The organism is Wenzhouxiangella sp. XN79A, from assembly GCF_012272825.1.
Lineage (GTDB): Bacteria > Pseudomonadota > Gammaproteobacteria > Xanthomonadales > Wenzhouxiangellaceae.
This window is the reverse complement of record NZ_JAAWWS010000140.1, coordinates 73,719-98,666: the sequence shown is the minus strand read 5'-3', so window position 1 is coordinate 98,666 and position 24,948 is coordinate 73,719. Positions and strand designations below refer to the sequence as shown.

23 protein-coding genes are annotated in these 24,948 nt (G+C 67.2%); 17 read left to right on the top strand and 6 right to left on the bottom strand.

Annotated elements, in window-relative coordinates; all coding sequences use genetic code 11:
• The first annotated feature begins 122 nt into the window (after positions 1-122).
• Positions 123-1,907 carry a zinc-dependent metalloprotease family protein gene (locus HFP89_RS05995; RefSeq protein ID WP_168716737.1) on the top strand — a complete coding sequence of 595 codons (1,785 nt, stop codon included), beginning with the start codon at positions 123-125 and terminating at the stop codon, positions 1,905-1,907.
• A complete protein-coding gene (locus HFP89_RS05990; RefSeq protein ID WP_168716736.1) occupies positions 1,908-2,519 on the top strand; it encodes a hypothetical protein in 612 nt (203 codons plus the stop codon).
• A gap of 135 nt (positions 2,520-2,654) precedes the next feature.
• On the opposite strand, the gene HFP89_RS05985 is transcribed toward HFP89_RS05990, so the two are convergent.
• The gene (locus HFP89_RS05985) at positions 2,655-3,539 is read right to left on the bottom strand and encodes a phosphoribosylaminoimidazolesuccinocarboxamide synthase (protein WP_346775199.1); all 885 of its coding nucleotides are present in this window, start codon (positions 3,537-3,539) and stop codon (positions 2,655-2,657) included.
• 160 nt (positions 3,540-3,699) lie between these two features.
• Here HFP89_RS05985 and rpe point away from each other — a divergent pair, with 160 nt between their 5' ends.
• From rpe to HFP89_RS05935, 10 genes are all read left to right on the top strand, one after another.
• A complete protein-coding gene (rpe, locus tag HFP89_RS05980) occupies positions 3,700-4,371 on the top strand; it encodes a ribulose-phosphate 3-epimerase (protein WP_168716734.1) in 672 nt (223 codons plus the stop codon).
• Between the two features lie 84 nt (positions 4,372-4,455).
• Entirely contained in the window at positions 4,456-5,940 is a 1,485-nt protein-coding gene (gene trpE / locus HFP89_RS05975) for an anthranilate synthase component I (protein ID WP_346775198.1), read from the top strand.
• A complete protein-coding gene (locus HFP89_RS05970) occupies positions 5,937-6,530 on the top strand; it encodes an aminodeoxychorismate/anthranilate synthase component II (RefSeq protein ID WP_240956115.1) in 594 nt (197 codons plus the stop codon). Before trpE ends, HFP89_RS05970 begins: the two co-directional genes overlap by 4 nt.
• Positions 6,531-6,662: 132 nt before the next feature.
• A complete protein-coding gene (gene trpD, locus HFP89_RS05965) occupies positions 6,663-7,697 on the top strand; it encodes an anthranilate phosphoribosyltransferase (RefSeq protein WP_168716733.1) in 1,035 nt (344 codons plus the stop codon).
• Positions 7,694-8,491 (top strand): indole-3-glycerol phosphate synthase TrpC, encoded by a 798-nt coding sequence (gene trpC / locus HFP89_RS05960; protein ID WP_168716732.1) that lies wholly within the window; start codon positions 7,694-7,696, stop codon positions 8,489-8,491. The genes trpD and trpC overlap by 4 nt, the downstream gene beginning before the upstream one ends.
• Positions 8,492-8,590: 99 nt before the next feature.
• Positions 8,591-8,911 carry a hypothetical protein gene (locus tag HFP89_RS05955; RefSeq protein ID WP_168716731.1) on the top strand — a complete coding sequence of 107 codons (321 nt, stop codon included), beginning with the start codon at positions 8,591-8,593 and terminating at the stop codon, positions 8,909-8,911.
• A 30-nt stretch (positions 8,912-8,941) separates the two neighbouring features.
• Positions 8,942-10,339 (top strand): aldehyde dehydrogenase family protein, encoded by a 1,398-nt coding sequence (locus HFP89_RS05950; protein WP_168716730.1) that lies wholly within the window; start codon positions 8,942-8,944, stop codon positions 10,337-10,339.
• A 433-nt stretch (positions 10,340-10,772) separates the two neighbouring features.
• Positions 10,773-11,219, top strand: coding sequence for a VOC family protein (locus HFP89_RS05945; RefSeq protein ID WP_168716729.1), 447 nt, complete (start codon positions 10,773-10,775; stop codon positions 11,217-11,219).
• Between the two features lie 65 nt (positions 11,220-11,284).
• On the top strand, positions 11,285-12,730 hold the full coding sequence (locus HFP89_RS05940; RefSeq protein ID WP_168716728.1) for a transporter substrate-binding domain-containing protein: 1,446 nt from the start codon (positions 11,285-11,287) through the stop codon (positions 12,728-12,730).
• 52 nt (positions 12,731-12,782) lie between these two features.
• On the top strand, positions 12,783-14,279 hold the full coding sequence (locus HFP89_RS05935; protein WP_168716727.1) for an alanine/glycine:cation symporter family protein: 1,497 nt from the start codon (positions 12,783-12,785) through the stop codon (positions 14,277-14,279).
• Positions 14,280-14,364: 85 nt separating this feature from the next.
• Here the strand turns inward: HFP89_RS05935 and HFP89_RS05930 are convergent, their stop codons facing one another.
• Positions 14,365-14,769, bottom strand: a complete 405-nt coding sequence (locus tag HFP89_RS05930) for a hydrogenase (protein ID WP_168716726.1) — start codon at positions 14,767-14,769, stop codon at positions 14,365-14,367.
• 130 nt (positions 14,770-14,899) lie between these two features.
• Between HFP89_RS05930 and HFP89_RS05925 the strand changes: the two genes are divergently transcribed.
• The 3 genes from HFP89_RS05925 to HFP89_RS05915 all read left to right on the top strand — a co-directional run bounded on the left by HFP89_RS05925 (position 14,900) and on the right by HFP89_RS05915 (position 18,819).
• On the top strand, positions 14,900-16,783 hold the full coding sequence (locus HFP89_RS05925) for an ATP-binding cassette domain-containing protein (protein ID WP_168716725.1): 1,884 nt from the start codon (positions 14,900-14,902) through the stop codon (positions 16,781-16,783).
• Positions 16,784-16,948: 165 nt separating this feature from the next.
• On the top strand, positions 16,949-17,350 hold the full coding sequence (mscL, locus tag HFP89_RS05920) for a large-conductance mechanosensitive channel protein MscL (RefSeq protein ID WP_168716724.1): 402 nt from the start codon (positions 16,949-16,951) through the stop codon (positions 17,348-17,350).
• 167 nt (positions 17,351-17,517) lie between these two features.
• The gene (locus HFP89_RS05915; RefSeq protein ID WP_168716723.1) at positions 17,518-18,819 is read left to right on the top strand and encodes an alkaline phosphatase; all 1,302 of its coding nucleotides are present in this window, start codon (positions 17,518-17,520) and stop codon (positions 18,817-18,819) included.
• 229 nt (positions 18,820-19,048) lie between these two features.
• Here HFP89_RS05915 and HFP89_RS05910 read toward each other — a convergent pair whose 3' ends face one another.
• From HFP89_RS05910 to serA, 3 genes are all read right to left on the bottom strand, one after another.
• Positions 19,049-19,711 (bottom strand): OmpA family protein, encoded by a 663-nt coding sequence (locus HFP89_RS05910; RefSeq protein ID WP_168716722.1) that lies wholly within the window; start codon positions 19,709-19,711, stop codon positions 19,049-19,051.
• Positions 19,712-19,965: 254 nt separating this feature from the next.
• Positions 19,966-20,259 carry a GNAT family N-acetyltransferase gene (locus HFP89_RS05905; protein ID WP_168716721.1) on the bottom strand — a complete coding sequence of 98 codons (294 nt, stop codon included), beginning with the start codon at positions 20,257-20,259 and terminating at the stop codon, positions 19,966-19,968.
• Between the two features lie 17 nt (positions 20,260-20,276).
• Entirely contained in the window at positions 20,277-21,512 is a 1,236-nt protein-coding gene (gene serA / locus HFP89_RS05900; RefSeq protein WP_168716720.1) for a phosphoglycerate dehydrogenase, read from the bottom strand.
• Between the two features lie 104 nt (positions 21,513-21,616).
• Between serA and HFP89_RS05895 the strand changes: the two genes are divergently transcribed.
• Entirely contained in the window at positions 21,617-22,987 is a 1,371-nt protein-coding gene (locus HFP89_RS05895) for an FAD-binding oxidoreductase (protein ID WP_168716719.1), read from the top strand.
• On the top strand, positions 22,984-23,949 hold the full coding sequence (locus tag HFP89_RS05890) for a hypothetical protein (protein ID WP_168716718.1): 966 nt from the start codon (positions 22,984-22,986) through the stop codon (positions 23,947-23,949). Before HFP89_RS05895 ends, HFP89_RS05890 begins: the two co-directional genes overlap by 4 nt.
• 543 nt (positions 23,950-24,492) lie before the next feature.
• Here HFP89_RS05890 and HFP89_RS05885 read toward each other — a convergent pair.
• Entirely contained in the window at positions 24,493-24,912 is a 420-nt protein-coding gene (locus HFP89_RS05885) for a hotdog fold thioesterase (protein ID WP_168716717.1), read from the bottom strand.
• Positions 24,913-24,948: the final 36 nt, after the last annotated feature.

The following is a 24,948-nucleotide window of genomic DNA, read 5'->3' as shown; positions in this document are numbered from 1 at the left end:
GAGTGACAAGCCTACGATTCAGGAGGGCGTTGACATAGGCGAGCATCATGTTTTTCAAAGCTTTTCCGCAGTCGTAGTTGTCTCTTTCGCAATATCAGTACCGAGAGAGGGATATTCTCAGAATGATTCCGTCGTCCACATTGGTTCGGGCGTATTGGAAGGGGGGGGCGTCTGTTGACGTCCCTTTTTCGTTGCAGAATTCCAGCGGTTTTGTCGGTATTCAATTCGACCTGCGATTCGATCCGTCGGTTTTCGAGGACGTGGATACTTCGCGCTGCCTTGATGCGTTCTCGCGTTCCGGGCTTCTGGCCGCATGTCGACGGCAAGCCTGGCCGAATGAGGACGTCATTCGATTCATTGTTGTCAGTCTGGACAACCAGCCGGTGCCTTCCGGAGCGCTCGGCGAACTGACGCTACGGGCGGCATCGGACGCGCCCTCCGGAATGTCCGTTGTCACCGGCCTCGAGTGCACTGGGCTGGCAGTCGATGCCGGGCAGAATCAGATCGGTTTGACCGCCGATGACTTCCACCCGGGCCAGATTCGGATACGTGGGGCTGATCCGGATGTTGGTGTTGCTGACGGTACGCCACTTCTGGACCTTTCGGGCACGGAAGCGCCGAGTGAAGGGCCACTATTTCGCCGGTATTTCGAGATCGATGATCTCATTCCTGCTTTGACTTCCGGCTCGCTGGAGCTCGAACTCCTGCTGCCAGACGGCCGTCGCGTACTTGCCCAGAGGAGCACCTACGCTCCCAGGTCCGGGTTCGTCGAGCGCCTCGATTGCAGAGGCAATCCCGTTCCCGACAACGATCCCGAAACGTCGCTTTCGCTTCGATGGTACGGGGAAGTTGATCAGAATGGCTGGATGGGCGTGACCGTCGAGAAAGATGTAGTCCGAGGAACCCTGGTCACCCAGGAACATTCCTACCAGATTTGGGGCACTGCGGATGCAGGGTATGTGCTCGCCGAAATTGACCCGGATCGTCTTCCGCCGGCTCATGGCGTTGACCTTTTCCGCGGCGATGCCAAATCCCATGGCATCAACGCAGCAGATGAGGTCAGCCCCCTGCAAACGGACAGCGCGCTCCGAAAATCGGGTGTGCCGATCGAATTGGATTTGCTCATCATGTGCACAGCGCAAGCCGAGATTGACGCAGGTGGTGCTGCAGGCCTCGATGCCTTGATTCAGCAATCGATCGACAACACCGATCAGGCGCTCATCAATAGTGGGTTTTCGAATCTTTCAGTCAAGGAAGCTCATCGTGAGTTACTCGTCGGGTTTGTCCCTTCCGGGTCGACCGGCCAGAACGCTATTTCAGATCGAGACTTGCTTCGGCAAAATGCGCAAATCATAGCTGCGAGAAACGCGAGCTTTGCCGATGTGACGATGGTTCTGCTGCGAGATTTCTTTGATGGGCAGGGCACAGCTCAGTTGGGAGCATGCGGTATCGCCTACTTGCAAAGTCCCACCTGTGGCGGTGTGGGGGATGTTGCGCAGTGCGGAGTGGGCGTAGATTTCGAGAACTATGCATTGAGTTGGGTGTCAGTACAGTGCGCAGCGCTTGCCGGAAGAAACTCGTTTCCCCATGAGCTCGGTCACTTGATGGGGGCAGAGCACCAACCCGGGCCGGTTTCCCAGGACCCTATGGACGCTTCATTCGTATGGTCTTATGCCCATTTGAGAACGACGGGAACTCAATTCGGAACGCTCATGTGGGTGCCGAATCCAACGGAGTTGCCTCAGCCACTCAATTTCTCCAATCCCCACGTCTTTATTGGAAGTCAACCGTCTGGCATAGCCAATCAGAGGGATAACGTCCGAACCTTCGAGATCTTGACTCCGGTGATGGAGTTGTTCCGCGTGCCGCCCCCTGAGCTTTTGTTCGCAGACAGCTTCGAATCCTAGATGTTTCGATCTCTGATCTTTGCCGCCGCTTGCCTGATTTCAGTGGTGAGCGATGCAGGGGCTCCTTCGGCGGATGTGGCTTTGGAAGTGCGAATTGAACCGGTTGGAGCGATTCCGCCGGGCACGGAGGGAACCATAACCGTTACGATCTCGAATTTTGGCCCGAATGCAGCAAACGTCTTTTTTTCGTGGCTACCTTCCGAAGATGGCGCCGGATTTCCTCCATTGGCGTTTCCTGTCTTTGCGGTCGGTCCGTGTTTTGTATCACCCGTAGGTCAGCCTGGGCCGGGTGACAATTTCGGCTTCTGGGTGACCTATGATCTGCTGCCGGGAGAGGCCGTGGACTGCAGCTTCGAATTCGTAGTTCTGCAGACCAATCTCCTGAGTCAAACGGCGCGTTGGGTCGCTTCCGTATTCTTTACAGGGCAGCCGATTTCGCCAGACGACGATCCTGATCTTTCCAACAACCAAGCGGAGTTGAACTTCGTCTACTCGGATCTCATTGCGCCGCACCCGGTGCCACTGTTGTCGTTCCCGGGAATCCTGCTGTTGGCGTTCGTCTTGACGATTGGATCATTCCTCAGCATGCGCTGGTCAGCGACTCGGCGATAGCGCCGGATTCGGATGGTTTCTGCTGATGGCGTTTCGCAGACCTTCTGCAGATATTGCAATTCTGAATTTCCGTTGCGATCTTCGCACCTTAGCGACTTTTCGTCCATCAGCAAACGCCCGTGGCCGCCTCGAAGACTAGTCCGCCAGCAGGATGCGCTCGGCTTCTCGATAGCGTGCCACGGTCTGGTCGATGATCTCCCGGGGCAGTTCCGGGCCCGGGGCGGTCTTGTTCCAGTCCAGGGTTTCGAGGTAGTCGCGGACGAACTGCTTGTCGAAGCTCGGCGGGCTGATGCCGAGCTGCCAGCTTTCCTCGGGCCAGAAGCGCGAGGAGTCGGGGGTCAGGACCTCGTCGATCAGGTAGAGATGGCCATCGGCGTCCGTGCCGAACTCGAACTTGGTGTCGGCGATGATGATGCCGCGCTCGCGGGCATAGGCCCCGGCGCGCAGGTAGATGGCCAGGCTGATGTCGCGGACGCGCACGGCCAGCTCCGGGCCGATGATCTCCTGCATCCGGGCGAAATCGATGTTCTCGTCGTGGTCGCCGACCGCCGCCTTGGTCGACGGCGTGAACACCGGCTCGGGCAGCCGGGCGGCCAGCTGCAGGCCGCGCGGGAACGTCACGCCGGACACCGCGCCGGTGGCCTGGTAGTCCTTCCAGCCGGAGCCGGCGAGATACCCGCGCACGATGGCCTCCACCGGCAGCGGTTTCAGCGCCCGGACCAGCATGCTGCGCGGCGCCAGCCGCTTCGCCAGGTCCGCATCGCCGAGGATGTCCGAGAGGTTGCGCTCGAGATCCTCGCCGAGCAGGTGGTTGCGGACCAGGTCGCCGAACTGGGAGAACCAGAACGTCGAAATCCGGGTCAGGATCTCGCCCTTGCCCGGAATCACATCGGGCAGCACCACGTCGAACGCGCTCAGCCGGTCCGAGGCCACGATCAGCAGCCGGTCGTCGTCGACCCGGTAGATATCGCGCACCTTGCCCTGGTGCATACGCTCGAGCGGCGGGGCGGGATAGCTCACGATCGACTCTCGACAGGCGGGAATGGCCGAATTATACGGCTCGTCGGGGCTTCGTTCGGGGCTCGGTGGCCGCCTGCAGAGCATTCGGCAAAGGTTCCTGCCATCCCTGCGGCGATCGGCGACAATAGGGATCCGTTCGAAGCTGCCGGAAGTCCGAATCATGTCGAAACAGTCGCTGGTGATCGCACCGTCCATCCTGTCCGCCGATTTCGCTCGCCTGGGCGAGGAGGTCGAGACCGTGCTCGCGGCCGGGGCCGACTGGGTGCATTTCGACGTCATGGACAACCACTACGTGCCGAACCTGACGATCGGGCCGATGGTCTGCCGGGCGCTGCGCGACTACGGGATTACCGCGCCCATCGACGTGCACCTGATGGTCAAGCCGGTCGACCGGATCATCCCCGACTTCGCCGAGGCCGGGGCCACGACCATTTCCGTCCACCCGGAGTCCACCGAGCACCTCGACCGGACCCTGGCGCTGATCCGCGAATCGGGTTGCCGGGCGGGCGTGGTGTTCAATCCGGCGACTCCGCTGGACGTGCTCGACTGGGTCATCGACCGGGTCGACCTGGTGCTGATCATGTCCGTCAACCCGGGCTTCGGCGGCCAGTCGTTCATCCCGTCGGCGCTGGACAAGCTGCGGATGGCCCGCCAGATCATCGACGACTCGGGCCACGAGATCCGGCTCGAGGTCGACGGCGGGGTCAAGACCACCAACGCCCGCGAGGTCATCGCAGCGGGCGCCGATACGCTGGTCGCAGGTTCGGCGATCTTCGGTGCCGAGGACTACCGGACGGTCATCGAGCAGATGCGCGCGGCCGCCACCGTCTGAACCGCGGCGTCGACCGTGCCGCGCCCGGCGATCTGCAATAATCGCGGGTCGCCAGGGCTGCACTGCAGGACATTTCCCGAACTCGTGAACGCACAGGACTTCGAACGCCACCGCGCCGAAGGCCACACCCGGATTCCCGTGTGGCGCTCGGTCGCGGCCGACCTGGACACGCCGCTGTCGGTCTACCTGAAGCTGGCCGACGGCCCGAACGCCTTCCTGCTCGAGTCGGTCGAGGGCGGCGAGAACTGGGGCCGCTACTCGATCATCGGCCTGCCGTGCCGCCGCGCCTACCGGGCGTCCGGGCGGACCTTCGAGGTTCTGGACCACGGGCGCGTCGTCGAGACCCGCGAGGACGTCGACCCGGTGACCGAGATCGGGAAGCTGGCCGAGTCGGTGTCGATGCCCGAGATCGAGGGGCTGCCCCGCGTCGGCGGGCTGGTCGGCTACTTCGGCTACGAGACCGTGGCGCTGATCGAGCCGCGGCTGGACTTCAGCGCGCTGCCCGACGCGCTCGGCGTGCCGGAAATCCTGCTCCTCGACGCCGAAGAACTGGCCGTGTTCGACACGCTGGCCGGCCGCCTGTACCTGATCGTGCAGGCCGACGCGACCCGCGACGACGGCTACGCCGAGGCCACGCGCCGGCTGGACCAGCTCGGGCACCGGCTGCGCGCCGGCTCGCCGGGCTATCCGCACCCGGTCGATCTGCCCGTGCCCGGCGAGGCCGACTTCGAGTACGGCTTCGAGCAGGCCGATTTCGAGCGGGCTGTGGCGAAGATCAAGGACTATATCCTGGCCGGCGATGCGATGCAGGTCGTGCTCAGCCAGCGCATGAGCGTGGAGCTGGCCGCGCGGCCGCTGGACGTCTACCGGGCGCTGCGGGCGTTGAACCCGTCGCCGTACATGTACTTCTTCGATTTCCGGAACGACCGGGACGCGTTCCAGGTCGTCGGCTCGTCGCCCGAGGTGCTGGTCCGCGTCGAGGACGGCGAGGCGCTGGTCCGGCCGATCGCCGGTACCCGGCCGCGCGGCCGCGACGAGGCCGAGGACCGGGCGCTGGAGGACGAGCTGCTGGCCGACCCGAAGGAACGCGCCGAGCACCTGATGCTGATCGATCTCGGCCGCAACGACATCGGCCGGATCGCCGAAGTCGGCTCGGTGGAGCTGACCGACCGGATGATCATCGAGCGCTATTCGCACGTGATGCACATCGTCAGCCAGGTCAAGGGCCGGCTGGTCCCCGGCATGGACGTCATGGACGTGCTGCGCGCGACCTTCCCGGCCGGCACGCTGTCCGGCGCGCCGAAGGTCCGCGCGATGGAGATCATCGCCGAGCTGGAGCCGGTCCGCCGCGGCATCTACGCCGGTGCGGTCGGCTGGATGAACTGGAGCGGCGATGCCGACTTCGCGATCGCCATCCGCACCGCGCTGGTCGCCGGCGGCCGCATCCACCTGCAGGCCGGCGCCGGCATCGTCGCCGACTCGGACCCGGCGCTGGAATGGGAAGAGACCATGAACAAGGGCAGGGCGCTGATCCGCGCCATCGCCGAGGCCAGCGAGGGCATCCGATGAAGGTGCTGATGATCGACAACTACGACTCGTTCACCTACAACCTCGTCCAGTACCTCGGCGAGATCGGGGCCGAGGTCGTGGTCCACCGCAACGACGCGATCGACGTGGCCGGCGTGCGCGACCTGGCTGCCGACGCCATCGTACTGTCGCCGGGGCCGTGCACGCCGAACGAGGCCGGCGTGTGCCTCGACGTGGTCCATGAACTGGCCGGCAAGGTGCCGATCCTCGGAGTGTGTCTCGGCCACCAGGCCATCGGCCAGGCGCTGGGCGGCAAGGTGGTTCGGGCGCGCCGAGTGATGCACGGCAAGACCTCGCTGATGCACCACACCGACGAGGGCGTGTTCCGCGGCCTGGACAACCCGTTCGAGGCCACCCGCTACCATTCGCTGGTCGTCGAGCGGGAATCGTTGCCGGAATCACTGATCGAAACGGCCTGGACCGCGCTGGACGACGACGACCCGAGCGGCCGCGACGAAATCATGGGCTTCCGCCACCGCGACTGGCCGCTGGAAGGCGTCCAGTTCCACCCGGAATCCATCCTGACGCGGCACGGGCACGATCTGTTGAGGAATTTCCTGGAGAACATTTGAGGGACCAGAGGAAAGGGAAGAGGGGCGAGTAGAAGCGCCGCACTCGCCCGTCGTCCCTTCTCCCTCGCCCCTACCGAACTCATCCACCGAATCCCGTACCGTTCAGGACTCACGAAACGCCGAGAGACCCCCATGACCTCCACTCCCATCCAATCCGCCATCGCCACGGTTTCCGGCGGTTCCGACCTCGACGCGCCCGCGATGCGCTCGGCGATGCACCAGATCATGGCCGGCGAGGCCACGCCGGCGCAGATCGCCGGGCTGCTGGTCGGGTTGTCGGTCAAGGGCGAGACGGTCGAGGAGATCGTCGCCGCCGCGACCGTGATGCGCGAGCTGGCCAGCGGCGTGACCGGTCTCGAAGGGCCGCTGACCGACATCGTCGGCACCGGCGGCGACGGTGCGTCGTTGTTCAACGTCTCGACCGCCTCGGCCTTCGTGGCCGCCGCCGGCGGGGCGCGGATCGCCAAGCACGGCAATCGCTCGGTCTCCAGCAAGTCCGGCGCGGCCGATGTGCTGGAGACGGCCGGCGTGAAGCTGGAGCTGAGCCCGGCGCAGGTCCGCGAGGCCGTCGATACGCTCAACGTCGGCTTCCTGTTCGCGCCGGTGCACCACAGCGCGATGCGTCACGCGGTGCTGCCGCGCAAGGAAATCGGCGTGCGCACCATGTTCAACCTGCTCGGTCCGCTGACCAACCCGGCCGGCGCCACGCGCCAGGTGCTCGGTGTGTTCGATCCGCGCTGGCTGCGCCCGCTGGCCGAGGCGCTGGCCGAGCTCGGCGGCGAGCACGTGCTGGTGATCCATTCCGACGACGGCCTCGACGAGTTCTCGATCGCGGCACCGACCCGCGTTGCCGAACTGAAGGACGGCCAGGTCCGCGAATTCACCTTCGATCCATCCGGTGTCGGCCTGGCCGGTTCGCTCGATGGGCTGGCCGTGGCCAACGCGCTGGAAAGCCTGGAGATCATCCGGGGCGCGCTGGGCGGGCAGGGCGGCCCGGCCGCCGACATCATCGCGCTGAATGCCGGGGCGGCGCTGTACGTCGCCGGACGCGCCGATACGCTGGAAGCCGGCATCGAGCAGGCCAGGGCCCTGTTGGGTGACGGTGAGCCGCTGCGTCGTCTCGAAGCCTACGCCGCCTGGTCCCAGAGCGCACCGAGCTCGCCATGAGCACGCCCTCGGTCCTGACCAAGATCTGCGCGACCAAGCGCGAAGAAGTCGCGGCCCGCCGTGCAAAGTGCTCGGACGCCGAACTCCGTGCGCGCATCGACGAGCTGCCGGCCTGCCGCGATTTCCACGGCGCGCTGGCCGAGTGCGTGGCCCGCGCGGAGCCGGCGATCATCGCCGAGTTCAAGCGCGCTTCTCCGTCGGCCGGCTGGATCCACCGCGACGCCGACGCCGGCGACGTGGCCCGCGCCTACGAGCGCGGCGGCGCGGCCTGCATGTCGGTGCTGACCGATGTCGAGTACTTCCGCGGCTCCGATGCCGACCTGCTGGCCGCGCGCGAAGCCTGCGCACTGCCCGTGATCCGCAAGGACTTCGTCGTCGACCCGTACCAGGTCTACGAGACCCGCGCGCTGGGCGCCGACGCCATGCTGCTGATCGTCGCCGCATTGGATGATTCCCAGCTGCAGGACTTCAGTGCGCTGGGCTTCGAGCTGGGCCTGAGCGTGCTGGTCGAGGTCCACGACGCCGAGGAAATGGACCGCGCGCTGAAGGTCCCGGGCCACCTGCTGGGCATCAACAATCGCGACCTGCACGTCTTCGAAACCCGGCTCGAGACCTCCGAGCAGCTGGCGCCGCAGATTCCCGTCGACCGCGTCGGCGTCTGCGAGTCCGGCCTGCACACGCGCGCCGACATCGAACGAATGCAGGCCGCCGGCCTGCACGCCTTCCTGATCGGCGAGGCCCTGATGCGCGGCGGCGACCCGGTGGCGTCCTTGCGGGCCTTGCGGGGGCGTTGATCGGGCGTGGCCTCGGCCTTTGGATGATGGACGCGAAGAGGATACGGGGGCGAAGGCCGCGAAGAAACGCGTTTCGTTGTGCGAAACCTTCGACAATTCATGCATTTCGCCCGAGTTCCCGGCTTGGATGTGGCTGCGTTGGAGCGCGAAGAGCGTTGCCCGCACAGGATGCAAAGCCGCAAAGAAATTCCATGTTTCCGTTTTTCCAGTGGTTTTCCGCGTCTCGATGACGGCGGGTTTTCGCAGGCGCCTCGCCAAGCGACACCAGCAGCTTTCCAGCGCGTCGTCATCGGTCGTTGTTCAATGGAATCAGTTGTTTATCTGCCTCTCTTCGCACTCTTCGCACCTTCTCCTCTTCGCGCGAATCTTCTGGACGCCAACCACGAGAACGCCATTCCATCCCGACCTGCGGTACGCTGAGCCATCGAGTTTCACCGGGCAAGACGGACGATGGCCGACCACGAAGACAACGACCTGAACCACGAGTACCGCGCGCTGGTCGAGCGGCTGCGGGTGGCGTTCGATTCCGGAGTGACCCGACCGCTGGACTGGCGGCGGGGGCAGCTGGATGCGATGAAGTCCATGTTGGAAGAAAACGAGGGCGTGATCGCCGAGGCGCTCCATGCCGACCTGCGCAAGCCGCCGCAGGAGGTCCTGCTCGGCGAGACCGCGCTGCTGTTCGCCGAGATCAAGCACGCGCGGTCGCGGATGGAGCGCTGGGCGCGGCCGCGCAAGGTGCACACGCCGGCGATCGCGCAGCCGGGCCGGAGCTTCATCCAGCCCGATCCACTGGGCGTGGCGCTGATCATCGGCGCCTGGAACTACCCGCTGCAGCTGACGCTGGCGCCGCTGATCCCGGCGATCGCGGCCGGCAACTGCGCCGTGCTCAAGCCGTCGGAGGTCGCGCCGTACACCTCGAAGATGATCGCCAACCTGGTGCCGCGCTACCTGGACCGGAACGCCTTCGCGGTGGTCGAGGGCGCGGTGCCGGAGACCACGGCGCTGCTCGCCCAGCGCTGGGACCACATCTTCTACACCGGCGGTGCGGCGGTCGGAAAGATCGTGATGAAGGCCGCCGCCGAGCACCTGACGCCGGTCACGCTGGAACTGGGCGGCAAGAGCCCGGCGATCGTCGACGACACGGCCGACCTGAAATCCGCGGCCCGGCGCCTGGCCTGGGGCAAGGCCCTGAACGCCGGCCAGACCTGCATCGCGCCGGACTACATCCTGGTCTCGCCCGGGCGTCGCGATGCGCTGATCGCCGAGATGAAGAAGCAGTTCACGGAGATGCTCGGAGACAATCCGCTGGCCAGCGACGACTATGCGGCCGTGGTCAACGAGAAGCACTTCGAGCGCGTCGCCGCGCTGATCGCCCAGGGCGAGGTCGCCATCGGCGGCCGCACCGATCCCGAGACGAACAAGATCGAACCGACCGTGTTGCTGAACCCGGACCTGGACGCGACAGTGATGACCGACGAGATCTTCGGGCCCGTCTTGCCGGTGATCGAGTCCGACGACCTCGACGCGTCGATCGAGTTCGTCCGCCGCGGCGACAAGCCGCTGTCGGCCTACCTGTTCACCAGATCGCGCGCGTCCGAACAGCGCTTTCTGTCCGAGCTGGCCTGCGGCAGCGTCTGCATCAACGACGTGATGATGTTCATGTCGAATCCGGACCTGCCGTTCGGCGGTGTGGGCATGAGCGGCATGGGCCAGTACCACGGCCAGGCCGGCTTCGACCGCTTCAGTCACCTGAAGTCGGTGATGAAACGCGGCCGCTTCCCGGACCCCTCGATCCGCTACGCCCCGTACTCCGACTTCAAGACGAAACTGCTGAAATGGTTTGCCTGAGGGTCGCCGAGGACGAGGGGGCAGGTGAGTAGCGAGCGGTGAGCAGTGAGCAGTTTTCAGTGAGCAGTTTTCAGTGAGCAGTTTTCAGTTCTCAGTTTTCAGTGAACAGTGGAAGGCTTGGGGATTCAAGGGTTCAGGTTTCAGGGTTCAGGTTTCAGGAAAACCAACAACCAAGAACCAGCGCCCGATCGCCGGTCACTTTCTATTCAAGACCGGATCCCCGATTTTTGCTGAAAACTGCTCACTGAGAACCGAGAACCGAGAACCGAGAACCGAGAACCGAGAACCGAGAACCGAGAACCGAACCCTGAACCCTGAACCCTGAACCCTGAACCCTGAACCCTGAAAACTGAAAACTGAAAACTGCTCACTGAAAACTGAACCCTGAACCCTGAACCCTGAAAAACCAACAACCAACCACGCGAACTTCCCCATGCCCGACCCGACCTGCCCTTTCCACCTGGCCCTGCCGGTCACCGACCTCGACGCGACGCGGGCGTTCTACACGGACCTGCTCGGCTGCCCGACCGGCCGGGAGTCGTCGCGCTGGGTGGACCTGGACTTCTTCGGCCACCAGTTGGTCCTGCACCTGGTCGAGCCCGAGCACCACCCGGCCGCGGCCAGCAATGCCGTCGACGGCCACGACGTGCCGGCCGGACACTTCGGCCCGGTGCTGGACTGGGCCGACTGGGAGCGGCTTTCCGAGCGGTTGCGCGCGCACGGCATCGGGTTCCTGATCGAGCCGTACGTCCGGTTCGAAGGCCAGGCCGGCGAGCAGGGTACCTTCTTCATCCAGGATCCCAGCGGAAACGCGCTTGAATTCAAGACCTTCCGCGACATCTCGAAGCTGTTTTCGACCGACCTGGAGCAGCCCGTCTGAGGCTGGTGCGAACCGGCAGCCGCGCTTATGATGGCAGCGGAACGGGGCTGATCGGAGGAGGTTCGATGCGCGATGCGACAATGATCTGCAGGGCTCTGCAGCAGGGGCTGGCCGCGACGCTTCTGATGCTCGCCTGTGCAGCGATGGTCCCGGAACGGTCGTGGGCCGAAGAAGCCGAGCCGTTGACCGCGCCGTACACCGGCGATCTCGATGCCATGGCCGAGCGCGGCGTGATCCGGGTCGGCTCGACCTTCAGCCGGACCAATTTCTTCCTCGACGCGGGCGTGCCGCGCGGCATGGTCTGGGAAGCCGTCGAGACCTTCGAGCGCCAGCTCCGGGCCCGGGGCGGTGCGTTTGCCGACCTGAGAGTGGTCATCGTGCCGCTGGCCCGGGATGCGCTGTTCGATGCGCTGGCCGGCGGGCAGGTCGACCTGCTGGCCGCCAACCTGTCGATCACGCCGGAGCGATCTGCGCAGGTCGCCTTCTCGGCGCCGCTGGCGACCGGCATCCGCGAGCTGGTCGTCACCGGCCCGTCCGGGCCGGTCCTGACGAGTCTCGACGAACTGGCCGGGCAGCCGGTCCACGTGCGCGCCTCGAGCAGCTACCGCGAGTCGCTCGAGCGCATGCAGCGGGAATTCCGCGAACGCGGCCTGGCGCCGCCGGAGATCGTTGCGGTCGACGAGCTGCTGGAGACCGAGGACATCCTCGAGCTGGTGGCCGCCGGCGTCTATCCGGCGACGATCGCCGACAGCAGCCTGACGGGTCTTTGGCGCGAGGTGTTGCCGGCACTGGTGGTGCATGACGACCTGGTCCTGCGCGACGATGTCGCGATCGCCTGGGCGATGCGCCCGGATGCCGTTGCGCTGAAGACCGCGGTCGACGCGTTCGTTCGCGAGCATCGCCGCGGCACGCTGTTCGGCAATGTCATCATCCGGCGGTATCTCCAGGACAATCCCTGGGTGCGCAATCCGCTGAGCGGAGCGGACCGGACGCGCTTCGACGAGCTCAGTGCGCTGTTCCGTCACTATGCCGAGCGCTACGAGATCGACTGGCTGCTTTCGGCTGCGCAGGGCTACCAGGAATCGCGCTTCGATCAGTCGCTGGTCAGTCCGGTCGGCGCGGTCGGCATCATGCAGCTGCTGCCGACCACGGCGGCCGATCCGGTGGTCGGCATTCCGGAGATCGAGAACGAAGAGCAGAACATCCACGCCGGCATCAAGTACAAGAACGTGCTGCTGAAGCGCTACTTCGACGAGCCGGAACTCGACCCCCTGGAACGATGGTCGTTCGCGCTGGCCGCCTACAACGCCGGCCCGAGCAGGATCCGCCAGTATCGGCAGCGCGCCGCCGAGATGGGACTGGACCGCAATCGCTGGTTCCGCAACGTCGAGCTGGTGTCCAATCGGGAAACGCGGACCTACGTTGCCAACATCTTCAAGTACTACCTGAGCTATCGCGAATACCAGCGCCGCGTCGAGGCGCTGAAGACGGTCCGGCCGGACGGGGGCTGAGGGCCCGACGCGGGGCTGGTAGGCTGTTCGCTGGCCGACTCCGACCCGTCCCATGTCCATCGCCTTCGACCTCGATGCCCGCAGCATCGATGAGACCATCGATGCCTGGATCTCGCCGATTGCCACCTTCGTACAGGACCTGATCCTGTTTCCGCTGCCGCTGGGCGACGCCCGGGTGCCGTTCGTGGTGCTGTGGCTGGTCGCCGGCGCGGTGCTGTTCACGCTGTATTTCCGCTTCATCAACGTCCGCGGCCTGGCCCAGGGCTTCCGGCTGGTGCGCGGCGACTACGACGATCCGTCGCATGCCGGGGAGGTCACGCACTTCCAGGCGCTGGCCACGGCGCTGTCGGGCACGGTCGGGCTCGGCAACATCGCCGGAGTGGCGATCGCGGTGTCGGTCGGCGGGCCGGGCGCGGTGCCGTGGATGATGCTGGCCGGCTTTCTCGGCATGGCCTCGAAGTTCCTCGAGTGCACGCTGGGCGTGAAGTACCGGATCGAGAACGACGACGGCACCGTGTCGGGCGGGCCGATGTGGACGCTTTCGCGCGGCCTGGCCGGGCGCGGCCCGGTGCTGGCTCGCCTGGGGACGGTGTGCGCGGCGATCTTCGCGGTGTTCTGCATCGGCGGCTCGTTCGGCGGCGCGAACATGTTCCAGGCCAACCAGAGCTTCGAGCAGTTCGTCGGCATCACCGGCGGCGAGGCGTCGTGGTGGGCCGACCGGGGCTGGCTGTTCGGCATGATCCTGGCCGCGCTGGTCGGGCTGGTGATCCTCGGCGGCATTCGCTCGATCGCCCGGGTCACCTCGAAGATCGTGCCGGTGATGGCGGTGATCTACGTCGGCGCCGCGCTGCTGGTCATCGGCCTGAATCTCGGCGAGGTGCCGGCGGCCTTCGCGCTGATGTTCTCGAGCATGTTCGGCATCGAGTCGGTCGCCGGCGGCGCGCTGGGCGTGCTGGCCGTCGGCTTCCAGCGCGCGGCGTTCTCCTCCGAGGCCGGCGTCGGCTCGGCGGCGATCGCGCATTCGGCGGTGCAGACCGACCGGCCGGTCGCCGAAGGCCTGGTTGCGCTGTACGAGCCGATGATCGATACCGTGATCGTCTGCACGCTGACCGCGCTGGTGATCATCCTGACCGGCGTCTGGGACGTCGATACCGGACTGAGCGGGGTGGAGCTGACCAGCCGCGCGTTCGGCTCGGTGCTCGACGGTTTCCCGGTGGTGCTGGCCATCGCGGTGATCCTGTTCGCCTATTCGACGATGATCGCCTGGGCCTATTACGGCATGAAGGCCTGGACCTACCTGTTCGGCCGCTCGCCGACGAAGGAGATGGCCTACAAGCTGCTGTTTCTCGTCTTCGTCGTGATCGGCACGACGATGGAGCTCGGGGCCGTGATCGGGTTCTCCGACGCGATGATCCTGGCCATGGCCTTCCCGAACCTGCTCGGCATGCTGTTCCTGCTGCCGGAGGTGCGGCGCGACCTGCAGGCCTACTGGCAGGACCTGGCCAGCGGGACGGTGGTTGCGCGCAAGCGGGCACCTGTGCAGCGCTGAATGAGGCGGGATTTCGGCGGGCGTCGATCGCGCGCCGTCCCGGAGTGAGCCGCGGACGCTCGCCTCGGCGGCGTCGTCCCGGGGTTCAGCGCCGCAGGCCGACCAGGCCCAGGATCACGGCCGCGAAGGCAGCCAGGCTGCCGCCGCCCAGCAGGACGGCGACCGCGGCTTCGGCCCAGGCCGGACCTTCGGCACCGCGTGCGGCCAGCGGTGTCAGGCGACCGGCGCCGAGTGCGGCGCCCAGCAGGCAGCCGGCCCAGTTGGTGTACAGCGCGATCAGCCAGAGCCCGGCCATCCAGCGGCGCGCGCGGTCGGTCAGATCGAACAGCGGCCAGCACGCGGCCAGGCCGAGAAGCAGCGCCGCGCCCAGCAGGCCGATGGTGTGGGCGGCCAGTCCGAGCCGGGGCAGCGGCAGATCGGGGCCGATCAGCCCGGTCAGCAGGCCCAGCAGGGCGAGCACGAATCCGTGGGCGGCGAGACGTTTCTGCATCGGTCGCACTGTTCGACGATCCGGTCGGATTGCGCTTGGACAGCGTCGAGTATCGCGCCACTGGCGGGCCGCCGGCAAGCGTCGTCCCGGCGCCTCACCGCGATCGGCTCGCGTTGCGTATCCTTGCCGCATGTCGCTGCTTTCGCTGATCGATCTCGAATTCGCCGTCGGCGGTCCGCCGCTGCTCGACGGTGTGAATCTTGCCCTGGAACCCGGCGAACGGGTGGCCGTGGTCGGCCGCAACGGAGCCGGCAAGACCACGCTGCTGAAGCTGATCGACGGCAGCCTGACGCCGGACGCCGGCGAAGTGCGGGTGCAGTCCGGCGTCCGCATCGCACGGCTGCGTCAGGAGGTGCCGGACGAGCTGCCCGGAACGATCGCCGACGTGGTGGCCGCCGGACTCGGCGAGGTGCACGGCTGGATCCGCGAATTCGATGCGCTGGCCGAGCGCGGCGGCGACCCCGACCGACTGGCCGCGCTGCAGGCACGCATCGACGCGGCCGACGGCTGGAACGCCGACCAGCGAACCGCGCAGGTGCTCGAGCGGCTCGACCTCGACGGCAGCAGCGCCTTCGAAACCCTGTCCGGCGGGCTGAAGCGGCGCGTGCTGCTCGGCCGGGCGCTGGTCGCGCGTCCCGACGTGCTGCTGCTCGACGAGCCGACCAACCACCTCGACATCGCCGCCATCGAGTGGCTCGAAACGCTGCTCGCGGGCTACCCCGGCGCGCTGGTGTTCATCACCCACGATCGCCGCTTCCTGCGCGCCCTGGCCACCCGCATCGTCGAGATCGATCGCGGTCGGTTGACGTCGTGGCCGGGCGACTGGGACAACTACCTGCGCCGACGCGAAGAGCGGCTGCATGCCGAGGCGCTGGCCGACCGCGAGTTCGATCGCCGGCTGGCCGAGGAAGAGACCTGGATCCGCCAGGGCATCAAGGCGCGCCGGACCCGTAACGAGGGCCGGGTGCGCGCCCTGAAGCGAATGCGGGCCGAGCGCGCGGCGCGGCGCGAACAGCTCGGTCAGGTCCGGATGGACGTCGCCGAGGCGGAGAAGTCGGGGCGCAAGGTCATCGAGCTCGAGGAGGTCTCGTTCGGTTACGGTGGCGAGACGCTGATCGAGGGCGTTTCGACGACGATCTTCCGCGGCGACCGGATCGGCCTGATCGGGCCGAACGGCAGCGGCAAGTCGACGCTGCTGAAGCTGATGCTCGGCGAACTGCAGCCGAGCTCCGGTGAGGTCCGGCTCGGCACGCGGCTGGAGGTGGTGTACTTCGATCAGCAGCGGGCCGCGCTGCGCGACGACTGGAGCGCGGCCGAAAACGTCGGCGACGGACGCGACTTCGTCACGATCAACGGCCGCGACCGCCACGTGATCGGCTACCTCGGTGACTTCCTGTTCTCTCCGGACAGGGCGCGCGCGCCGATCTCCCGGCTGTCCGGCGGCGAGCGCAACCGGCTGCTTCTGGCGAAGCTGTTCGCCCGGCCCTCGAACCTGCTGGTCATGGACGAGCCGACCAACGACCTGGATGCCGAGACCCTGGAGCTGCTCGAGGCCCTGCTGGCCGAGTATCCGGGCACGCTGCTGCTGGTCAGCCACGATCGCGACTTCCTCGACAACGTGGTGACCGCCACCCTGGTGATGGAGGAGGGCGGCCGGGTCGGCGAATACGTCGGCGGCTATTCCGACTGGCAGCGCCAGGTCCGGCCGCGCGAGACGCCGGTTGCCGGCCCGGCCCGGGTCGGATCGACCGCACCCGGAACGGCGCCGCCGCCGGCCGCCGCCAGGTCGAAGAAGCTCGGCTACAAGCAGCAGCGCGAGCTCGATGCGCTGCCGGGGAAGGTCGAAGCCCTGGAAGCACGCATGGCCGAACTGACCGCGCGGCTCAACGACCCGGCGCTGTACCAGGAGTCGGCCGAGGCCATCCGTGAGGTCAACGAGGCGGTCGCCGCGCTGCAGCTGGAGATCGACGCGGCCTATGCCGCCTGGGAAGCACTCGAAGCCCGGGCCGGTTGAGTCAGGATCGAGGCCAGGGCCCTGCGCGGCGTCGCGTTGCGGTCTGCAGCAGTGATCGCCGGTTCCCCTATACTCCGCCAAGGAGCCGCCGGCGCGGTCGGCCGAAGGCCGCCGGTGGCATCGTTTCGCGGATCGCTACGGGTCCGCTCCGTCGACAACGAAGGAATGGGCATGCTTTCGGAATTCAGACAGTTCGCAATCAAGGGCAACATGATCGACATGGCCGTGGGCATCGTCATCGGCGCGGCGTTCGGCAGGATCGTCTCGTCGCTGGTCAACGACATCATCATGCCGCCGCTGGGCCTGGCGATCGGCGGAGTCGATTTCTCCGAACTCGCGGTGGTGCTGAAGAAGGCCACCGACGAGGCCGCCGCGGTCACCATCAACTACGGTGCCTTCATCCAGACCATCGTCGATTTCCTGATCGTCGCGCTGGCCATTTTCGTTGCGATCAAGGTCATCACCGCGATGAAGCGCAAGGAAGAGGAAAAGCCCGCTCAGCCCCCGAAGCCCAGCGAGGAAGTGCTGCTGCTGCGCGAGATCCGGGATTCGCTCGACAAGCCCTGATTCGACGGGCCCCGTTGCGCCGGCCCGGGCGATCGACACGGGTTCGGGTCGCGCGGGCGCCGGCTCGACAGCGAACGGTCGAGGTGGTGGCCGCGATCGACACATTCCCGTGATCGATTCGCGGTAGGCTTTCGGGCTTGTCCATCCGATCGGAGCCCGTTGCGCCCATGTCGTTCATTCGTTTTCTTTCCGTTGGTCTTGCGCTTGCGCTGGCCGGCGCGTCCGTTGCTCAGGAACCGACCGGCCGTGGAGCCATCTTCTTCCATCCCGATGGCGCCTCCGCGGCTCATTGGGAGGCCGCCCGCATGCTGTACGTCGGTCCGGACGGGAGGTTGAACTGGGACCGCTACCCGCACCTCGCGCCCTACCGCGGCCACCTGGCCGACCAGCTGGTCGCGACCTCCAACGGCGGGGCCGTGTCGCACGCGACCGGCACCCGGGCCCACGCGCGTTCCTTCGGCATGGACCCGGACGGCAAGGAAATGGTCTCGGCCGACGGGACCAACCTGACCATCGTCGAGGCGGCGATCGAGGCCGGCATTCCGACCGCGCTGATCCAGTCCGGCTCGCTGATCGAGCCCGGCACGGCGGCCTTCGTCGCCGAGGCCGAGCGGCGCGGCCACTACGAGCGGATTGCGCTGCAGGTGGTCGAATCCGGCGTCGACCTGCATTTCGGCGGCGGTGAGCAGTGGCTGCTGCCCGAAGGCGTCCAGGGCCGCTTCGGTCCGGGCCGGCGCAGCGATGGCCGCAACCTCGTCGAGGAGCTCCGGCAGGCGGGCTACGCCGTGGTCCAGACCCGCGACGAACTGATGGCGCTGCCCGAGGACGTCACCCGGGTGTTCGGCGTGTTTGCCGAGGACCACACCTTCTTCGACGACTCCGAAGAGGACCTGGCCGAGGCGGGCAAACCGCATTTCCTGGCCAGCGCGCCGACCATGGCCGAAATGACGTCGTTCGCGCTGGACCGTCTCACCGACGATCCGCGCGGCTTCCTGTTCGTGATCGAGGAAGAGGGCTCGGACAACTTCTGCAACAAGATCAACGCGGCCGGATGCCTCGAGGCGCTGAAGCGCGCCGACGACGCCGCGGGGCGATTGCTCGATTTCGTCGAGGCCCATCCCGAGACGCTGCTGGTCACGGCGGCCGATTCCAATGCCGCCGGCATGAACGTGCTCAATATCCCGCAGGGCATGAGCACCGTGCCGGCGCGCGGCCCGAACGTCGGTGGTCTGATGGACGGCCGTGAAGGCACCTCGACGGCCCCGTTCCTCAGCGCGCCCGATGCCGAGGGACGACGCTTTCCGTTCGCGATCGTCTGGGCCACCAGCGCCGACGTCGGCGGCGGCGTCATCGCCCGGGGCGCCGGCTGGCAGGCCGATCGCTTCCTCGACCCGGCCGGCGTCCACAACATCGACATCTACGCCATGCTCTATGAAACCCTGTTCGGTGAACCGCCGTCGGCCGATTGAGTCACCGGCTTCGATCGGGCGAAGCGGCTTCGGCGGGCAGATGATGCGCGCTAGTGGGCCACGAGGTTTTGTTCATTCATACGGATTTCTTCGGGGCCTTGCAGTTTTCTCTGCGTCTTTGCGTCAATCCTCTGCCTCCGTTCGGCTTTCGATCAGAGCTCGATCGCAGGCAAGCCACCCGCCGATGCCGCGGGGGCGGCATCGGCGGATGTGGACGAGCTGACTCGCCTCAGCTGATCGGGATCAGGGTCAGTTCGACGCGGCGGTTCTGGCGGCGGCCCTCGGCGTTTCCGTTGCTGGCCACCGGGTAGTCCTCGCCGTAGCCGTAGGCCTCGATGCGCACCGGTCGAACGCCGCGGTTGATCAGGTAGTCGGCCACCGTTTCGGCGCGCGCTTCGGACAGTCGCTGGTTGTAGCTGTTCGGCCCGGTCGAGTCGGTGTGGCCGTCGACCACCAGCACGGTCTGCTCGTACTCCTCGAGCACCAGGGCGACCGAGTCCAGCACGGCGAAGAATTCCGACCGCAGGTCCGACGAATCGGTGGCGAAGGTCACGTTGCCGGGCATGTTGAGGATGATCCGATCACCGCGCCGGGTCACGCTGACGCCGGTGCCGCGGAGCTGTTCGCGCAATACCGCCTCCTGGCGGTCCATGTAATTGCCGACGGCCGCCCCCGTCAATGCGCCGATGCCGGCGCCGATCGCGGCGCGCTCGAGCCGGTCGCCGCCGCTGATCGCGCCGATCACCGCCCCGGCCGCTGCGCCGACGGCCGTCCCGGAGCCGGTGCGCGACATGCGTTCCTCGCCGGTATACGGATCGGTCGTTGCACAGCCGACCAGCAGCGCGGCCAGCGAGAGACTCAGGAAGATTCGTGTTCGAAGGGTCGTGTTCATGCGGGATTCCTCGGGTTGAATGGTTCGGGTTCGGGTTTCGATCCGGTTTGCAGGCTTCGGCCTTCGGCCGGCGTTCGCGCAGTCCGAACATCGACCGGCTCGTCGCTTCAGGGCGCGCGGTCGACGGCGAACGCCGGCCTTGCCGTAGCCCTCCGGCGGGCGACCGGGGCGCGCGTCGTTCTGCGCGTTTTTTCCCGTGTCTTCGCGCCGTCGCATGGGTCGTCCGGCCGTTGACGTGGCCGTTCAGGCGTGGCTCATTCCTGCGTCAGCAGGTCCTCGTAGTCGTCGTGGCGCTTGATCCAGGCAGCGACGTAGGGGCAGCGCGGCACCACGGACAGGCCGTGCTCGCGGCAGTGGTCGAGCGCGAACCGGGTCAGCCGGGAGGCGATGCCGCGACCCTCGACCGGCGGCGGGACGTAGACACGCGTCATGGTCATGACCTGGCCGTCGAGTCGGTAGTCGAGCAGGCAGGTTTCGCCGTCGACGGTGGTCTCGAAGCGGTTCGCTTCGGGCTCGTGGTGGATCGGATGGTGGGTCGGATCACTCATGGTGGCCTCGATCGAGTTCAGTACAGGTAGCGGGTCCGGATGGTTGCCGGAATGTCGTGCAGTCGGCGCAGCACCGGACCGGCGTCGTCGGTCTCGACGTCCATGACCACGTAGCCGACGTCGGGCAGCGTCTGCAGGTACTGGCCGACGATGTTGATGCCGGCCTCCGAGAAGGCGTGGTTGATGGCCTGCAGAACGCCCGGCTCGTTGCGGTGGATGTGCAGGATGCGCCGTGCCGTTGCATGGTCGGGCAGGTTGACCTCGGGAAAGTTCACCGCGCCCATCGACGAACCGTTGTCGGAATACAGCGTCATCTTGGTGCTGACGTCCACGGCGATGTTCTGCTGGGCCTCGAAGGTGCTGCCGCCGATGTGCGGCGTGAGCAGCACGTTGTCGTGGGCGCGCAGCTCGGAGACGAACTCCTCGTTCTTCGAGGCCGGCTCGGACGGGAAGACATCGATCGCCGCCCCGGCAAGGTGGCCGCTGGCCAGCGCGCCGGCCAGCGCTGGGATCGACACGACCTTGCCGCGCGAGGCGTTGATCAGGTGCGCGCCGGCCTTCATCCGGGCCAGTTCCGCGGCGTCGATCAGGCCGCGCGTCGATTCGGTGTCGGGTACGTGCAGGGTGACGACGTCGGCCCGGGCCAGCACCTCGTCCTGGCTGTCGACCGGCTCGGCGTTGCCCAGCGGCAGCTTGCGAACGACGTCGTAGTAGATCACGCGCAGGCCCAGGCCTTCGGCCAGGATGCCGAGCTGCGAGCCGATGTGACCGTAACCGATGATGCCCAGCGTCTTGCCGCGGACTTCGTAGCTGCCCTGGGCGCTCTTCAGCCATTCGCCGCGGTGTGCCGCGGCATTCTTTGCCGGAATTCCGCGCATCAGCATCACGATCTCGGCCAGCACGAGCTCGGCCACCGAGCGGGTGTTAGCATACGGCGCATTGAACACCGGGACGCCGCGTCGCTGCGCGGCCGCCAGGTCGACCTGGTCGGTGCCGATGCAGTAGCAGCCGATCGCGGTCAGCCTCTCGGCCCGTTCCAGGACGCGTTCGGTCACCCGGGTCCGCGAGCGGATGCCGAGAAAGTGCACGTCGCGAATCCGCTCGGCCAACTCGTCGTCCGGCAGTGCCGAGCTCACGGTCTCGACCTGGTGATAGCCGGCAGCGTTGAAGCACTCGGTGGCTCGATCGGAGATCCCCTCGAGCAGCAGAATGTTGATCTTGTCCTTGGAAAGCGAGAGATTGCGCTGCGTCATGCGATGCGGCCGCGATGGGAAGGAGAACCCATGATAGACGACCTGTCCCGTGCTCGATGCCCTGTGGTCGAGCGTCCTGGCCGAATTCGGTCGGTGTCCGGCCGATGAGCCGTCCCGAAGGCATCGAGTTCGTCGACGACGATGCGTCGCGCATGCACTACGGTCGCGACTGGACGCGGTTCTGGACGCCGGCGCCGCATTCGATCGCGTTTCCGCGCAGCACCGAGGAGGTCGTCGCGCTGGTCGCATGGGCGCGTGACGAAGGCCGTGCGCTGGTGCCGTCCGGTGGCCGGACCGGGCTGTCCGGCGGGGCCGTGGCGGCCGACGGCGAGGTGGTCGTGGCCTTCGACCGGATGCGCGACGTGCTCGAGCTGGATCCGGCCGAGCCGTCGATCCGGGTCCAGGCCGGGGTCGCGGTCGGCGAGGTCCAGCGCCGGGCCGCCGAGGCCGGGTTCGACTATCCGGTCGACTGGTCGGCGGCCGACTCCAGCCAGGTCGGCGGGTCGGTGGCCACCAACGCCGGTGGCATCCGGGTGCTGCGCTACGGCATGACCCGGGACTGGGTGCGCGGGCTGACCGTGGTGACCGGTCGCGGCGAGGTGCTGGCGCTCAACCGCGGACTGATCAAGAACAACGCCGGGCTCGATCTGCGCCACCTGATGATCGGCAGCGAAGGCATTCTCGGCCTGATCACCGAGGTCACGCTGGGGCTGACCGACGCGCCACCGGAGCGATCGGTGCTGCTGCTGGCGTTTTCCGGACTCGACGCCGTGATGCCGGCCTTCCAGGCGCTGCGCGCCGGCCTGAGCCTGTCGGCCTTCGAGTTCTTCGACGCCGCCAGCGTGCAGGCGGTGGCGGCGGCCGGCGACCGGACCTTCCCGCTCGAGGCGATCGCGCCGTTCCACGCCGTGGTCGAGTTCGACGATCCCGACGGCAGCGCGCAGGACGCCGCGCTGGCGGTGTTCGAGCAGCTGGTCGACGCCGGCCGGGTGGTCGACGGCCTGGTCAGTCAGAGCGGCAGCCAGGCCGACGAGCTCTGGCACTGGCGCGAGGCGATCAGCGAATCGATCACGCCGCGTACGCCCTACAAGAACGACGTCTCGGTGCGCGTCTCGCGCGTGCCGGCGTTCCTCGAGGCCCTCGATGAGCTGGTCGGCAGGCAGTACCCGGATTTCGAGGTGGTCTGGTTCGGCCACATCGGCGACGGCAACCTGCACATGAACGTGCTGCGCCCGGAGGCCTGGTCGGTCGAGGACTTCCGCGAGGCCTGCAATCGGCTCACGCCGGCGGTGTTCGAACTGGTCGGTCGCTTCGGCGGCAGCCTCTCGGCCGAGCACGGCGTGGGTCTGCTCAAGCGCGATTACCTGGCTTCGATCAAGTCGGCCGACGAGATCGCGCTGATGCGGGCGATCAAGCAGGTCTTCGATCCCGACGGGATCCTCAATCCCGGCAAGTTGCTGACGGTCGAACGATGAGTCGCCGCGCGTTCCACGCTCTGCTCGGCACGCTGCTGCTCGCTGCAGCCGCTGCGCTGCCGGCGGCCGGGCCGCCCGACCTGGCCCGCGCGCTGGCCGTCCGTGACCTGGAGCCGGTCCGGGCCTGGCTGGCCGACGTCGAGGGCCGCGCCGAGGCCGACTCCGTGCCGGCCTGGCGGGCCCGCATCGCGCTGACGCGCATCGACGCGCCCGAGGCTGCCGCGGCCCGGGTCGCCGAGGCGCGCGCGCGCTATCCCGACGATGCGGGGCTGCTGCTCCAGCAGGCCGCGATCGAGCTCGACGCGCTGGAGGCTGCCGACGGCCGCTTCGAGCGGATGCGCGAAGCGCGCGCGATCGGCCGTCTGCTCGACCGGGCGCTGGAACTGGACCCGGATCACCCCGAAGCCCTGGCCGCCGCGATCGGTTTCCACCGCGAAGTCCCGCGGATCGCCGGGGGGCGCGAAGAACGGGTCGGGCCGTGGATGGAGCGGCTGGCCACGCTGGCGCCGGCGCGTGAGGCGTACCTGCGCTTCGAGATCGCGGCGCAGGACCGGCGCCTGGACGACGCCGCGGCGCTGCTCGACGAGGCGATCGCGCGCGATCCGCTGACTCGACCGGCCTGGACGACCCGGCGCGCGGCCCTGTCCGGCCGGCTCGGTGATGTGGCTTCGGCGATAAACGCGCTCGAGGCGCTCCTCGTCGCCGAGCCCGCCTATGCGCCGGCCTGGTTCGAGCTGGGCCGCTGGATCGCCGCCTCCGATCGGCCGCCGGCACCCGGCATCGCTGCGCTGGAGCGTTACCTGCTGATGGACCGCTGGCCGGGTGATCCGTCGCTGGCCCGCGCGCTGGTCCACCTTGCCACCCTCAAGACCCGGGCCGGCGATCCCGAAGGCGCCCGCCGTGCCCTCGACCAGGCCCGCATCCTCGATGCGTCCGTGCGCGCCGAGTCCGACGCCGGCTGAGCGGCACCGCCTGTCGCGTGGCCCGGGCGTGGATGGGCGCGATGGCGCAGCGGGGAAACGACGAAGCCGAACCGCCTGCTCCGTTCGAGCGATCGCTCATGCCCCGCCCGGGGCAGAGCGGTCTTCGAGCACTCGCCCGCATTATTCATGAATCGCCGCGATGATTGCGCCGGGAATCGTTCGCACAGGGGCTTTTCCGACCGAGCGGAATACCATGCTGTATTTCCGAGCGAGGACGATTCGCTGTGCGGACAAGGACCAGGCAAGGGCGCGAGCGCATTCATGAACAATGCGGGCGAGCGGGCCATGCGGCAAATGAGGTGACGCTCGGCCGTCGCACCCGCGTCGTATGCAAGGCGCGCGAGTGCAGCCGTCCTTGCCGGGGCCGTCGAGCGAGCGGAACGCAGCCTACCGTGCGGGTGCGACGGCCCTTCGGGCGCCACTCTGCCGGCACGACTCGGCGTTGCGTTTCCCGGCAAGGCAGCGGCCACTCCCTGCGAAACGCGCCTTGATTCGCGCCGGCACAGTGGCTCTGAGCGTTACCTAATTTGTCGCATGGCCCACTAGCAGGGTGAGCTTGGCCAGGGCGACCTTGCGGCCGTGCTCGTCCTCGATGCGGATCTGCCACAGGTGAGTGGAACGGCCGAGGTGGACGGCCTCGGCCCGGGCCGTGATGCGCCCGTTTCGAACGGCAGCGAGGTGGTTGATCGCCAGTTCCAGACCGACCGCCGCTCGACCCGTGTCGGCCAGGACCATGGCCGAGGCGGCCGATCCGACACTTTCGGCCAGCGCGGCGCTGGCGCCGCCATGCAGGATGCCCATCGGCTGCCGGTGCCGTTCATCGACCGGCATGTCGGCGACCAGGAAGTCCGGCCCGGCATCGCGATACCGGATGTCGAGGGTGTCCATCAGGGTGCCGTCGCGGTGGGCATTCAGGCGTTCGATCCAGTCGTTCTCGGGCATGCTCGGGTCCTCGTTGGCTTGGAACTTGCAAGTTGA